Source organism: Asticcacaulis sp., assembly GCA_024707255.1.
Classification (GTDB): Bacteria; Pseudomonadota; Alphaproteobacteria; order Caulobacterales; family Caulobacteraceae; genus Asticcacaulis.
The window spans coordinates 1,213,334-1,227,014 of record JANQAC010000001.1 but is presented as its reverse complement, the minus strand read 5'-3'; the positions used below and the strand labels follow the sequence as shown (position 1 = coordinate 1,227,014).

General features: G+C 59.1%; 13 protein-coding genes, 1 pseudogene and 1 riboswitch. Of the genes and pseudogenes, 11 read left to right on the top strand and 3 right to left on the bottom strand.

Annotation, left to right across the window (positions count from 1 at the left end):
- The first annotated feature begins 6 nt into the window (after positions 1-6).
- From NVV72_05910 to NVV72_05870, 9 genes are read left to right on the top strand one after another with little or no spacing between them, the layout of a single operon-like run.
- Positions 7-813 carry an alpha/beta fold hydrolase gene (locus tag NVV72_05910; protein MCR6658886.1) on the top strand — a complete coding sequence of 269 codons (807 nt, stop codon included), beginning with the start codon at positions 7-9 and terminating at the stop codon, positions 811-813.
- Positions 810-1,055 (top strand): phosphopantetheine-binding protein, encoded by a 246-nt coding sequence (locus NVV72_05905; protein MCR6658885.1) that lies wholly within the window; start codon positions 810-812, stop codon positions 1,053-1,055. Before NVV72_05910 ends, NVV72_05905 begins: the two co-directional genes overlap by 4 nt.
- A complete protein-coding gene (locus NVV72_05900; GenBank protein MCR6658884.1) occupies positions 1,048-1,794 on the top strand; it encodes an SDR family oxidoreductase in 747 nt (248 codons plus the stop codon). The genes NVV72_05905 and NVV72_05900 overlap by 8 nt, the downstream gene beginning before the upstream one ends.
- Positions 1,795-1,810: 16 nt before the next feature.
- Positions 1,811-2,815 carry a ketoacyl-ACP synthase III gene (locus tag NVV72_05895; protein MCR6658883.1) on the top strand — a complete coding sequence of 335 codons (1,005 nt, stop codon included), beginning with the start codon at positions 1,811-1,813 and terminating at the stop codon, positions 2,813-2,815.
- The gene (pseG, locus tag NVV72_05890; GenBank protein MCR6658882.1) at positions 2,815-3,792 is read left to right on the top strand and encodes a UDP-2,4-diacetamido-2,4,6-trideoxy-beta-L-altropyranose hydrolase; all 978 of its coding nucleotides are present in this window, start codon (positions 2,815-2,817) and stop codon (positions 3,790-3,792) included. Before NVV72_05895 ends, pseG begins: the two co-directional genes overlap by 1 nt.
- Positions 3,785-4,354, top strand: a complete 570-nt coding sequence (locus NVV72_05885) for a GNAT family N-acetyltransferase (GenBank protein MCR6658881.1) — start codon at positions 3,785-3,787, stop codon at positions 4,352-4,354. Before pseG ends, NVV72_05885 begins: the two co-directional genes overlap by 8 nt.
- A gap of 12 nt (positions 4,355-4,366) precedes the next feature.
- Positions 4,367-4,858 (top strand): peptide-methionine (R)-S-oxide reductase MsrB, encoded by a 492-nt coding sequence (msrB, locus tag NVV72_05880; GenBank protein ID MCR6658880.1) that lies wholly within the window; start codon positions 4,367-4,369, stop codon positions 4,856-4,858.
- A gap of 52 nt (positions 4,859-4,910) precedes the next feature.
- Complete coding sequence (locus NVV72_05875) at positions 4,911-5,354, top strand: hypothetical protein (GenBank protein MCR6658879.1); 444 nt, start codon at positions 4,911-4,913, stop codon at positions 5,352-5,354.
- Positions 5,351-7,081: an EAL domain-containing protein gene (locus tag NVV72_05870; protein ID MCR6658878.1), complete on the top strand. Its 1,731-nt coding sequence runs from the start codon at positions 5,351-5,353 to the stop codon at positions 7,079-7,081. The genes NVV72_05875 and NVV72_05870 overlap by 4 nt, the downstream gene beginning before the upstream one ends.
- Here the strand turns inward: NVV72_05870 and NVV72_05865 are convergent.
- From NVV72_05865 to NVV72_05855, 3 genes and pseudogenes are all read right to left on the bottom strand, one after another.
- On the bottom strand, positions 7,078-8,370 hold the full coding sequence (locus NVV72_05865; GenBank protein ID MCR6658877.1) for a site-2 protease family protein: 1,293 nt from the start codon (positions 8,368-8,370) through the stop codon (positions 7,078-7,080). The genes NVV72_05870 and NVV72_05865 overlap by 4 nt on opposite strands.
- Before the next feature lie 99 nt (positions 8,371-8,469).
- Positions 8,470-9,903: pseudogene (locus NVV72_05860) on the bottom strand (aldehyde dehydrogenase family protein).
- 77 nt (positions 9,904-9,980) lie between these two features.
- Positions 9,981-10,334 (bottom strand): hypothetical protein, encoded by a 354-nt coding sequence (locus tag NVV72_05855; GenBank protein MCR6658876.1) that lies wholly within the window; start codon positions 10,332-10,334, stop codon positions 9,981-9,983.
- A 43-nt stretch (positions 10,335-10,377) separates the two neighbouring features.
- Positions 10,378-10,495: riboswitch (SAM-I-IV-variant riboswitch) on the bottom strand.
- 180 nt (positions 10,496-10,675) lie between these two features.
- Here NVV72_05855 and NVV72_05850 point away from each other — a divergent pair.
- Together NVV72_05850 and NVV72_05845 are read left to right on the top strand one after the other, a co-directional pair.
- Complete coding sequence (locus NVV72_05850; GenBank protein ID MCR6658875.1) at positions 10,676-11,836, top strand: DegT/DnrJ/EryC1/StrS aminotransferase family protein; 1,161 nt, start codon at positions 10,676-10,678, stop codon at positions 11,834-11,836.
- Positions 11,837-12,070: 234 nt separating this feature from the next.
- Positions 12,071-13,375: an ammonium transporter gene (locus tag NVV72_05845; GenBank protein ID MCR6658874.1), complete on the top strand. Its 1,305-nt coding sequence runs from the start codon at positions 12,071-12,073 to the stop codon at positions 13,373-13,375.
- The last annotated feature ends 306 nt before the right edge of the window (positions 13,376-13,681 follow it).

The window sequence follows — 13,681 nt, the reverse complement described above, 5'->3', positions numbered from 1 at the left end:
GCGCAAGTGCCCATTAAACCGTCACGCAAGATTTCACTGTCCGTCAGTGAGGCGCACAGTCATGGCCCGCTCGGTTATCTCGAAATCGGTAATCCGGCGGGTGAAACCGTCGTGTTCGTGCATGGCTTTGGCGCCGACCTCTTGACCTGGCAATTCTGCCTGGTGCCGCTGGCCTCGCGTTATCGTATTATCGCGCTCGACCTGCCGGGACATGGCCGGAGTACGCCCGATGTCGGCGCGGCGGACCTGGCCTTCATGGCCCATTGGCTCGATGAGGCCCTTGATGTGCTGGATATCGATCGCGCGCATATGATTGGTCATTCGATGGGCGCCAAGATTGCGTTGGGCTTCGCTGTCAGCCATGCGTCGCGTGTGAAATCCCTGTCGCTGATTTCGCCGGCCGGATTGGGTGGTGAATTTCACCACGAGACGCTGGATGCCTTCCTTGAGGGCCATGATGCTGAAGTCTTAGCTCTGCAGTTGCTCGGGCCAAAAGGGCAGTCGCTTGGTGCGTCCCTGACGGCCTCGCTATCGAATGCTGCCGCCGATCCGGCGCGCAGTGACGCGCTCAAGGCGCTGCTGGGTAATGCCAAGACATACGGCTTGGCGCTTTCGCCCGAAGGCTTCGACTGGTCACGCGTGGCCTGCCCGGTGCAGGTCCTGTGGGGTGATCATGACCGCCTGATTCCCATGCCGGAGGCACACCGCCTGCCCAAATCCGCGCCGCTGCATCTGATCGAAGGCGCCGGCCACTTGCCGCATATGGAGGCGCCCGCCGCCGTCATCGCCCATCTCAAGGAATTCCTGCCGTGACCGCTCTCGACCTCATCCGTGAAGAACTGACGCAAATCCTCGCCGACAAGGGCGCGGCACCCAGTGAGGTTACTGCCGATACGCCGCTGCTGAATGGCCCGCTCGATATCGACAGCCTCGATCTGGCGACGCTCGTTGTCATTCTGGAGGAAAAGACCGGCCTGACGCCCTTTGCTGAGGGGTTTGTCCTGTTCCATACAGCGGGCGAACTGGCGGCGCTTTTTGGTGATGGTCATGACTGACGTGCCGCGCAAATGGGTACTGGTAAGTGGTGTCAGTCGCGGGCTTGGTCTGGCCCTGACGCGCGATCTGCTGGCGCAGGGCTATGGCGTGGCCGGGTGCAGCACCACCTTTGGTGCGGATTTGCAGGCGCTGAAGGATGTTCACGGCGACTGGTTCTTCTGGCAGGGCGTGGATATGGCCGATACGGCGGCGATCGAACGCTTTGTCATCGACGCGACCAAAGCGTTCGACGGTCATCGCCTGTGGGGCGTAGTCAATAATGCCGGCATGTCGGTCGAAGGTATTTTGTCTACCCTGCCTGTCAGCGACATTGAGCGGGTCTTACAGGTCAACCTGACGGGGGCCATCTGCCTGGCGCGGTCGGCCCTGCGCCAGATGATGAAGACACGCAAACCGGGCCGGATCATCAATATCTCCTCTATCACCGGCCTGCGTGGTTATACCGGCCTGACCGCCTATGCGGCTTCCAAGGCGGGCATGGATGGCTTTTCACGGGCCCTGTCTCGTGAGGTAGGCCGGGTCGGCATTACCGTCAATTCGGTGGCGCCCGGCTATATGAAAACCCGGCTTTCCGAAGGCCTGGATGACAGGCAGCTCGATCAGATCGTCCGGCGCACACCGCTGGGCCGGCTGTGCGAAGTGGCGGATATCGTCCACTTGATCCGCTTCCTGCTGTCGGAAGAGGCTGGTTTCATTACCGGGCAGATCCTGGTGGTTGATGGGGGCCTGACTTCGTGAAAAAGAAGACCTCATAATGGTAAGCTTTACCGCCAGAGCGCCGAGATTGTGCGGGATCGTCACCGCGCTACCGGAGGCTGTCAGCGAGAATACCGACCTGGCCGCCAGCTTCGGCGCGGAAACCATGGCCAAGATCATCGCCGCCACGGGTATCGAGCGCCGGCCGGTGGCCGATCGTCATACGGTCAGCCAGTTGGGCGTGGCGGCGGCGGAAGTCCTGCTGGAAAAGCTCAACTGGGCGCGCGAAACTATCGGCCTGCTGATCGTGGTGACGCAAACGCCGGATTATCCTCTGCCGAGCACGGCCTGCGTCATGCAGAACGCGCTCGGACTGGTGAAAGAGACGGCCGCCTTCGATCTGGGACTGGGCTGTTCGGGTTATGTCTACGGGCTTTCCGTCGCCAATGCCCTGATGCAGTCGGGCGGCATCTTCCGGGCCTTGCTGGTCACCGGCGATATCACCACCCACATGATTTCTGACAGCAACCGTTCGCTGGCGCCGCTTTTTGGTGACGGCGTGGCGGTGACGGCGCTGGAATTATCCGAAGACGGATCAATTTCCTTCGATCTGGGGTCTGATGGTTCCGGGGCGCCCTGGCTGATCTCGAAAACCGGCGGCCTGGCCGAGCCGGGCGCGGCAGAGCTTTTCATGGACGGCACCCAGGTCATGGCCTTTTCGTTGAAACAGGTGGCGCCATCGATCGAGCGTGCCCTGGCCTCGGCGGGACGGACGATCGCTGACGTCGATCATGTGATCCTGCACCAGGCCAATGCCATGATGATCCGTACCCTGGGCCATAAGATCAAGGCGCGCGACGACCAGATGGTTTATGCCGTGCGCGATTTCGGCAATACGTCCTCCGCGTCGATCCCGCTGGCCATCTGCGATCACCTGAACCGGATACGGCCCCAGCCGAACATGTCCTTTCTGCTGTGCGGGTTCGGCGTCGGCTGGTCATGGGCCACGGCCGTGTGGCAGACGGAAGCGCCGACAGTTCATGATATCATCCGGGTGCCGTAATGCGCCTCTTCATCCGCACGGAAGCCTCGTCTGAGATCGGCATGGGCCATTTCATGCGCTGTTTCGCCATTGCCGAAGAAGCGCGTCGTCAGAAGATCCCGGTCACTTTTCTTTTGAACCACGTGGATGAAACGATACGTAATCGCTGCCAGCCATTGGGTATTATAACCGAGCCTGTATCGGATTTTGGATCTGACGTTGCTTCGATGCGATCGGTAATTATGCCGCATGAATCGGTTTTGGTCGATAGTTACAAGGCAACAGCCGATTATCTTTCCTCGTTGCGTCGTTTTGCTCGGCTTGCAGTTATTGATGACCTCGATGCTTTGGCACATTTTGATTGTGATCTGCTAATAAATCCGGCGATAGCTGCTCCCCAGGATTCATATGTAAAAAAAACATCCGCGCGTTTGCTGCTTGGAGCGAAATACGCACTTATTCGCCGGGAATTTCGCAAATCAAACGCACCTCTTATTCTGGAGCCGTCCATTGCCATTATGTTTGGTGGTAGTGACCCAACAGGGCTTAGCGGGATTGTAGCAAGGCAACTTCATCATTTATTGCCAAGCCGTCTTATTAAGGTAATTGCCGGTCCGGCAAATTTGCAGGCCGAAGTCTTGACGGGTATGATGTCTTATTTGCCGAGGTTGCGGGTTCTGGTCTCTCCGCATAGCGTTGCCCGTGCTCTGACGAAATCCGAACTGGTGATCACCGCCGCCGGCGGCAGTGTCGGCGAGGTGGCCGCCATGGGGCTGCCGGCCCTGGTGCTGGTGGTCTATGACAATCAGGCGGCGGCGCTGAAAGCGTGCCCGTTTCCGGTGATCGATGCCCGCAACGGCCTGCCCGATGATCTGGGTGCGCGCGTCAAGGCGCTGATGGATGATCCGGCCGCCCGCGCGGATATTGCGCGCAAGGGTCATGCCGTGGTCGATGGGCTGGGGCCGAAACGCATCGTGGAGGCACTGCGCCGTGTATGATTTCCTGTCCTATCGCCGGATCACACCTGAGGATGCCCGTCTGTTGCTCGACTGGCGCACGGCGCCGCATATCACAAAATATATGCTGACCGATGTGCCCTATGATATCGCGCGCCAGACCGCCTGGATTGAGCGTTGTAACGCCCGCGACGACTACGAACATTGCATTATCCGGATCGAAGGCCGCGATGTTGGCTATGCCTCGATTACGGTGACCGACCGGCATTCCGGCATTGGTGAAATCGGTGTCTATATCGGCGATGCGGCCGCACCGAAGGAGCTGACCATCTATAATTTTGTCGGCACGCTCAACCACGCCTTCTTCACCATGGGACTGCACAAGATCGTCAATCATGTGGTGGCGTGGAATGATCGCACGGTGCGCCTGCAAGCCTTCAATGGCTATCGCGCGGTCGGGGTGCTGAAGGATCACACGCTGAAGGACGGCATCCGCCACGACCTGCATATTTTCGAGCAATCGGCGGCGCACTGGGCGAAATTTGGCCAGAAATTTAAAGATAACCGTAACTGGTGGGGCGAAGAGACCGTATATAGGGGTTGAAGGAGATATCCGATGACCAAATCTGCCCTTGGCTTTGATCTCACCCCGCCGACGGAGGCGCAAAAGCACGAACTGGCCGCGCGGCTCGATCCGGAAGCCCGCCGCATCCTGCTGAATGCCGGCACCGAACCCGCCTTCTGCGGCAAGTTCGATGAGTATGAAGAAGAAGGCACCTATGTCTGCAATCTCTGCGATTTGCCGCTGTTCGACAGCCACGCCAAGTTCCATTCCGGTTCCGGCTGGCCAAGCTTTTATCAAGGCATAGACAAGGACCATATCCGCAATATTATCGATCGCTCGCACGGCATGACGCGCATCGAAATTCGCTGCGCGCGCTGTGATTCCCATCTCGGCCATGTGTTCGAGGACGGCCCGCGCCCCACCGGCCTGCGTTATTGCCTCAATTCCGTGGCGATGGAATTCGTGCCGGAAGGCCAGCCCCTGCCGGATCGCCTGGGTCGTGGCGCTCCGGAAGGCCAGCCGCTGAAAATACCGTCCGCGTAAGGAAGAAATTCACGATTTTACCGCATGATGCGCCCTCTCTCAGGGGGCGCAAATGCAGAAGCTATTGCACGGAGTGATGAATCTGAAGGCCCGGACCCTGTTCGGGCTGGTGTTCGCTGCGGGTTTCGGCCTGCTGCTGGCGATCCTGATTCTGCTGCATTCCTCGCTCGGTATGGTCGCTGAGAAGACCAATGAACTGGATACACGCCGCGCCGAGGAAACCGCGCAGGCCGCCATTACCACCACCATCGACAATCTCACCGCCACCCTGACCGACAATGCCGTATGGAATGGCGGCCAGGAGGAAATCTACCATAAGGGTATTGAGCCGGACTGGCTCTATTCGACCTGGGGCAATAAGGCCAGCGACCGGAACGCCTATGATGGCGCGTTTGTGCTTGATGGTGATTACCGTGTCTTGTGGGGCTATATCGACGGCAAGCCCTATCCGGGGGCAGCCTTGCGCGCTTCGGCGCCGGCTTCAATACCCTGGTGAAGGCCGATCCGTCGCAAATTTCCTCAGGCGAGCGCGTAGTGGTGGGCCTGTCCGAAACCTGGAAGGGACCGGCCATTGTCGGCATCAGCCTGATCCGCCGCTCGGATTCCGGCATTGCCAGCCTGGGTACCGCCCGACGCTATCTGGTCATGACCCGCCACCTGACCCCGGCCTTGCTGAAACCCATCGGCACAACCTTCGGACTGGCCAATCTGCGCCTGGTGGCTTCCGGCGAAGCCGTGGCCCCGGCGAAGAGATTGCGCAGCGCCGCCGGGGATATCGGCCAACTGACCTGGACGCCGCGCAAGCCCGGCATGGAAGCGGCCCGCGCCGCCGCATGGGGCATCCGCAAGGTGGGCCTGGTCACGGCCCTGCTCATCCTGATGTTCACCGCCGCCAGCGCCTTCGGACTTTATCGCCTGTCCAAAAGCGAGAAGCTGGCGCGGTCATTTGCCCTGACCGATGGCCTGAGCGGCCTGCCCAATCGCCGGGCCCTGTTTGAACTGGTGCAGAAGGCGAAATCCGGTCGCGGACCGGTGCATAAAACCGTCGTCTATCTCGACCTCGACGGTTTCAAGGAAGTCAACGACATCTATGGCCATGCCACCGGCGACAAGCTGATCATGATCGTGGCGGCCATGCTGAAGGGCATTATGCCCGAAGGCGCCCTGCTGGCGCGCATGGGGGGCGACGAATTCGCCATGGTGCTGACCGGGCCGGAGACTATGAAGCCGTGTCTTGATTTTGCCAAAGCCATTCTCGATTTCTTCGCCAAACCGGTGCGCATCGGTGAGCGCAGTTTGCAGGTCGGGGCCAGTATCGGTATCGCCGCTGCGGATATCAAGACGGTGCGCAGCCAGGAGCTTTTCCGCCGTGCCGACATGGCAATGTATGAATCCAAAAGCGCCGGCAAGAACCGCATCACGCTCTATGACGCCGAACTCGACGCCGAGCGCCTGCGCAAGGCCGCGATCGAGGCTGGCATCCGCAAGGGTCTGGATAATGACGAGTTCGATGTCGTTTACCAGCCGATCGTCGAGGCGCGCAACGGCGTGATCAGCAGCGTCGAGGCTCTGGTGCGCTGGCCACGCCGGCCCGAAGGCGCGCTGATGCCCGATCAGTTCATCGATGTGGCGGAAGCCAGCGGCCTGATCCATCCGCTGGGACAGTTTGTGCTGAAAAAGGCGTGCCATGACCTGCGTGAGGTGCCGGGCCTGCGCCTGAGCGTCAACCTGTCGCCGGCGCAGTTCCGTGATCCGGAGCTTGAGGTCAAGGTGGCGAAAACCCTGGAAGAAACCGGCTTCCCGACCGACCGCCTCGAACTGGAGGTGACTGAGGGTTACCTGATCGAAAATCCGGCGCGCGCCGTGGCTGCCATAGGTAATCTCAAGGCGCTGGGTGTTTCCATGGCGCTGGATGATTTTGGCACCGGCTATTCCAGCATCGGCTATCTGCGTCGCTATGCGTTCGACAAGATCAAGATCGACAAGTCGCTGGCCGGCACGGTAGACCGCGATCCCCAAGCGGCTGCGCTGGTGGCGGGCACAGTGGCCATCGCCCAGGCGCTGAATATCTCGGTGACGGCCGAGGGCGTCGAGACCGAAGACCAGGCGCGTCTACTCAGGCTGGCGGGCTGTCAGTATTTGCAGGGTTATCTCTACAGCCGCCCGAAGCCGCTGGCGGAGGTTTTGGCGTTGGATATTTGTAAGGCGCGGGAAGTAGCTTAAGCGGGCTTGAGATGTTCAGCCAAAGCATCAAAAATCTCTGCGCGATGGATCTGACTTAGGCGTTTATAGCCTTGCGCTATGTATTTGCAAAAATCAGCCTTATCCGCTTGGACATTAACTGAGCGTATGGCGGGGAGCATGAGGGCGATACCCTCTTCCGGCTGGCCGGTAACAATCAAATAGGCGCCCTGTGTGCCAGCTATTTCTGGCCTTTCCGGCAGAGTCGTGAAAGCTTTCTTGGACCAGGAGCCTGCAAGATTAAGAAGTGAGGGTGCATTGAGTTTAATGGCGCTCCAGGCTGCATTTGCATGAATGTAAGCCAAGGCGCTTACATCTTCTGAAACGCCTTCTGTTAGTTCGGCATCATGTTGCAGGTAGAAGTCGACTACTGCTTGATTGCCTTCGGCATAAGACAGGGAGTCCATAATCATGCTTGCCAAACTCAGGCGATAGGGGGACGACTGCAAATGAGCCGTGGCGATATCTATCGCATCCCGATGTCTTTCTTGATGCCTTAAGCCATTGACGTGAAACCAAATCATATTCGCGGCAAGTTCTGGATCTGATCGGTAATCAATGGCGGAATTGTTCAATACTTTCAGCAATTGAAAGCCATCAGACGGAAGACCTGCCCTGTCAGTAGATTTCCTTGGCCAGAGATTGCGAAAAGCCATTGTCAGGTTGGCAAGGCCAAACCCGCTGAAGATTGCAGTTCCAATAAGTCCTGGTATTGCCCAATGGCTGATTGCATACCCTGCTGCGAAGCAGAGGGCGGACGTCAGTAGATTTGCCAGTGGTCCAGCCGCGACAATAAACATTTGCGTGGTGCGCGATACGGGTGCATTGGGCGAGAAATAAGCAGCCTCACCGCCCGTGTGCCCGTAGCGGCGCATGTCGAAGTTGATGCCCGCGACACGAATGCGACGTAACAGTGGTCCGCTGCCAATATCTACTCGCCATATATCCTGTCCCGAAAAATGTGCCGCGAAGGCATGGCCAGCTTCATGAATAAAGGTTTGATAACGTGTAGTCAGGATTGTTGTGGTGAACATGATGGCCACACACAAGCCGATATCTGGCGTGTCGCGGAAATGGAATAACACAAGAAATGACCATGTAGCCGCATTGAAAAGGTTAAAATAAAAAGCGCGATACTCAGCTAGGTTGGGCGTGTAAACGGTGCAGGCTTCGCAAACCGTTTGTTGCTGGCCGAAGACACCTCCCTTTTCCCGCCTGTAAAAGGTCTTGTCGTTTGTTTTAAAGCCACACTGGCTACACTTACTGCCCATATTGTCCCCTTGTTTTTAATATGCGGTCTGTCGCCAACTAAGCAATAAAAAAAGCGGCCCCTTTCGGAGCCGCTCTTCTTTTATCCGTGTTCGGACGGTTTAGCCGGCGAACTGATAGGCCGTCTTCACGATCGTGTAGAATTCCTTCGCATAGGCGCCTTGTTCGCGCGGACCGTAGGACGAGCCCTTACGGCCGCCGAACGGCACATGGTAATCCACACCGGCGGTCGGCAGGTTGACCATGACCATGCCGGCTTCCGACCGGCGCTTGAAGGTCTCGGCCGACTTCAGCGAAGTGGTGCAGATGCCCGCCGACAGGCCGAATTCGGTGTCATTGGCCACCTTGATGGCTTCTTCCAGATCCTTGACGCGGATGACCGAAGCTACGGGTCCGAACACTTCTTCCTTGTTGATCGCCATGTCCGGGGTGGTCTTGTCGATCAGGGTCGGGGCGTAATAGTAGCCGGGGGTGCCGAAGGTCAGGTCTTCGCCGCCGGAAAGGACGACGCCGCCTTCAGCCTTGGCCTTGGCGACCGCGTCGCGGGCGATCTGAAGCTGTTCCTGCGACGCGATCGGACCCATCTGGACACCGTCAGCGCGCGAATCGCCGACCTTGATGGCCCCGGCGGCCTTGGCCAGTTCTTCGACGAACTTATCGGCAATGCCTTCGGTGACGATAATGCGTGATGACGCCGTGCAGCGGTGGCCGGTCGAGAAGAAGGACGAGTTCAGCACCGAATTGACGGCGATGTTGAGGTCGGCGTCATCGAGCACGACGACGGGGTTCTTGCCGCCCATTTCGGCCTGGATGCGCTTGCCCTTGGCCACGGCCCTGGTCACGCACGCGGGTGCCGGTGGGCACGGAGCCGGTGAAGGAGATGGCGTCACAACCGTCGATCAGCAGCGGACCGGCCACCGAACCGCGGGCGAAGATCACGTTCAGCACGCCCTTGGGCAGGCCGGCGCGGTTGAGGATGTCGGCCAGTTCCCGGCGCAGCCCGGTGTCAGTTCGGCCGGCTTGCAGACGACCGTGTTGCCGAACGCGATGGCCGGGGCCATCTTCCAGGCGGGGATGGCGATCGGGAAGTTCCACGGGCAGATCAGGCCAATGACGCCGACCGGCTCACGAGTGATTTCCACCTTCACGCCTGGACGGACCGAATCGAGCACCTCGCCGTGGGCGCGCAGGGCTTCGCCCGCAAAGAACTTGAAGATATGACCGGCGCGGGTGACTTCGCCGATGCCTTCCGGCAGGGTCTTGCCTTCTTCGCGCGACAGAAGGGCGCCGAGTTCGGCCTTGCGGGCCAGGATCTCGGTGCCGGCATTGTCGAGCACGTCGAAGCGTTGCTGCGGGGTCGAGAACTGCCAGGTCTTGAAGGCTTCGCGGGCGGCGGCAATGGCGGCGGAAACCTCGGCTTCGCCGGCGGTCGAATAGACGCCGATGATGTCGTTGGTGTCGGACGGGTTGATGTTGTTGAAGGTCTTGTCGATGACGACCCATTCGCCATTGATCAGATTGCCTTTAGTGGTCATGGCCGAAGCTCTCCTGAGGGATGTGTGTGGCATTATTAAAAGCACTGGGACGGCTCTATAGGCCGTTATGGTAGCGCTCACAAGGGGGTGTTGTGCGCCTCTATATAGTCAGACAATAGGGCTTTGTCATCGGCGCGGGCCGAAGATTCTGAAAATATCATGTGCTCGACCTGAGCGCCTGCGACCGCCGGCAGGGCGGCGAGCCGGTCCGTCATGCGCCGCGCCTCTCCCGGCGTCAAGCCTGTCAGGCGGAAGCGATACTGGAATGTATCGGCGAAGCGCGATTGCTTATACCCGCTGATCGGTTTGCCCAGCCAGACCGCGATGTCGAAGGGTTCAAGAGCGGTCAGGGTGATGATGTGATGCAGATGCCCCGCCAACTCAGCGGCCATCCGGTCGTCGGGTTCGGTAAAGAGGGTGCGGGCGTTCAAGGTCTGGTCCTTTAGGAACAGGTGTCTCGAAAGGGAGGTGAAGACGGTCCCGTTTCGTTGCCGGACATCGGCCGCATCGCCTTTTTGAAGGCTGCCACCTTGCCGGGGAAGGCAGGTTGGCGCGGGCCGTATTTCTTTTTGGCCTGCTCTTGATGCGCGGCCTCTATATCGCCGCTCCGTGACGGCTTCAAGTAAAATCGTATACAATTTTATTAACGACTGTTTACTGAAAGCCTTTAGTGAAATTTTGGGAAACGCCTTTTGAGGTGCATTGCTTTCATATGCTGGTAAAGCGCATGTGACGCCGAAATCCGGCGCGGCAGTTATTGAGGCGTGTTCCCATGGCTATTCCGTTTATCGACCTCGGCATCCAGCGCGAACGTATCGGCGCGAAGATCGAGGACGCCGTTCTCAAGGTGATCAAGCACGGCGCCTATATCATGGGGCCGGAAGTCAAGACCTTTGAAGCCAATATGTCGGCCTTTGCCAAATCCAAGCACACGCTTTCCTGCGCCAACGGCACCGACGCCATCGAGCTGATCCTGCTGGGGTTAGGGGTAGGTAAGGGCGACGCGGTTTTTGTGCCGGCCTTTACCTTTGTCGCCACCGCCGAAGTGGTGCCGATGACCGGCGCGGAGCCGGTGTTTGTCGATATCCAGGCCGATACCTACAATATCGATCCGATGAAGCTGGAGGCGGCCATTGAAGCGGTTATAAAGGAAGGCCGCCTGAAGCCTGCCGCCATCATCGCCGTCGATCTGTTCGGCCAGCCGGCTGACTATCCGGCCCTGTCGGTCATTGCGAAAAAGTACGGCCTCCACCTGATCAGCGATTCCGCCCAAGGGTTCGGCGGCACCATCAATGGCAGGCAGCCGCTGGAATGGGCGGTAGCGACGGCCACCAGTTTCTATCCGGCCAAGCCGCTCGGCTGCTATGGCGATGGCGGCGCGGTGGTGACTAATGACGATGCCCTGTTGGAGCGTCTGATCTCGTTCCGCGTCCACGGCGGCGCCACGCCGACCGACGCGGCGACGATGAACTACACGCACGAAGCCAAGTATCTGAACGTCCGCATCGGCATGAATTCGCGCCTCGATACCATCCAGGCGGCGGTCCTGGTCGAGAAACTGGCCATTTTCGGCGAGGAAATCGCCCTGCGCCAGAAGGTGGCGGCACGCTATAATGACCTGCTCGGCGGCAAGGTGATCTCGGTGCCTTTCGTCAAAGAAGGTTACGTTTCGACCTGGGCGCAATATACCATCGAGCACGAAAACCGCGATGGCCTTCAGGCGCACCTGCGTGAAAAGGGCGTGCCTTCGGCGGTCTATTATCCGATCCCGCTGCACCAGCAACCGGGCTATGCGATGTTCACCTCCGGCACCGGCGACCTGGCGGTCTCGGAGGCCAAGTCGAAGACCGTCATCAGCCTGCCGTTCAGCCCGTATCTGGATGAAGCGACGCAGGATGAAATCGTCGCCGCGGTGTTGTCGTTCAAGGGGTAAATGACAGATTGCTGTCTCTGGCGGGCAATATGACGGCCGGAAGCGGTATTTTGTCGTGCGGTCGTAAAATTTCTCAAATTTTGCAGGCGTGCGGGAAAAATTTGTCTTTTAATCCCGACAATCTTCCGCTATGGACAAAAAATACCCTCTATCTCGCGTGTGCAAACACACGGACTTTGTCCGTGCCCGGACTGCGGTGTGTTGAGTAAAGCTTTGAATTTCTAAGGATGTGACATGGCGATCTGGCAGGTCAGTGCAGCGGCGGCAACGGCAGAGGCGGCGAAGCCCGTTCTGCTGGCGCATCAGGCTGCGCTCAACCTGAATGGCGGCGATGCCGGCTGGATGATTGTCGCCACCTGCCTGGTCCTGTTCATGACCTTGCCGGGTCTGGCGCTGTTTTACGGCGGCATGGTGCGCAAAAAGAACCTGTTGTCGGTGCTGGCGCAATCGGTCGCCGTGTCGGTGATCGCCTCTGTAATCTGGATCTTCATCGGCTACAGCCTGGCCTTCGGTGTTGGCGGCGGTTCTGACGGCAGTTTCCTCAACAAGATCATCGGTGGTTTCGATATTGCCCTGCTGAATGGCGTCCGGCTCGATACGGCTTACAAGGCCGCCCCGAACCTGCCGGAATATCTGTGGGTCGCCTACCAGATGACCTTCGCCATCATTACCCCGGCCCTGATCATGGGGTCGATCGTCGAGCGCATGAAGTTTTCGGCCTTCTGCGTCTTCATGGCCCTGTGGAGCGTGCTGGTCTATGCCCCGGTGGCGCACTGGGTCTGGGGTGGCGGCTTCCTTGGCCAGATGGGCGTGCTCGATTTCGCCGGCGGTGCGGTGGTTCACGTCAATTCCGGTGTCGCCGGCCTGGTCGCCTGTCTGGTGATCGGCAAGCGCAAGGGCTTCGGCCGCGACAACATGGCGCCGCATAATCTCGGCTATACCATGATCGGCGCCTCGATGCTGCTGGTTGGCTGGATCGGCTTCAATGCCGGTTCGGAATGGGCCGCCGACAGCCGCGCCTCGGTGGCCATGCTCAATACCATCGTCGCCGCGATGACTGGCGCGATCGGCTGGATCATTCCGGAATGGTTCGAGCGCAAGCAGCCGACCCTGCTCGGCATGGTTTCGGGTCTTATTGCTGGCCTGGTTGCCATAACGCCTGCGGCAGGTTTCGTCACGCCGGGCGGCGCCCTGCTGATGGGCCTGATCACCGGCCCGATCTGCTATCTCGGTTCGACCTACGTCAAGAACATGTTCCGCTATGATGACAGCCTGGATGCGTTCGGCGTCCATGCCGTGGGCGGCTTTACCGGCGCGCTCCTGACAGCGGTCTTCGCCAATACAGACATAAATCCGGCCGGTGCCGGCGCCAGCGTACTCAAACAGTTGCTCGGCCTCGTGGTGGTCATCGGCTGGAGCGCGGTGCTTACATTCCTGATCCTCATGGTCTGCAAATACACAACAGGCCTTCGCGTAACAGAGGAAGAGGAGATCGAGGGCCTGGATCAATCACAGCACGGGGAGACCCTGCACGGATAATCAGAAGGCTGAAAAGCCGGATTGAAATTCCCCCCTCGTGATTGATTTCAGGCCCACCCCACGCGGGGCGGCCACGGGATCAGCCGAGGGGGTTTGCATGTCGGGGTATAGATGTGCAGAAGAACAACCTCCGAAACGCTCGCGTTTCGGCAAGGCCAAGTGGCCGCCCGAGCCAAGAAACGTTTTTTGGGCGAGGGAAGCCATGCGGCGATTGAGCTACAAGTATCTAATGATACCATCGCGGTAAATATGTCATCTGTGGTAAAAAACCTGACAGACCTTTGCCCGATATGAGATTTGAACTTT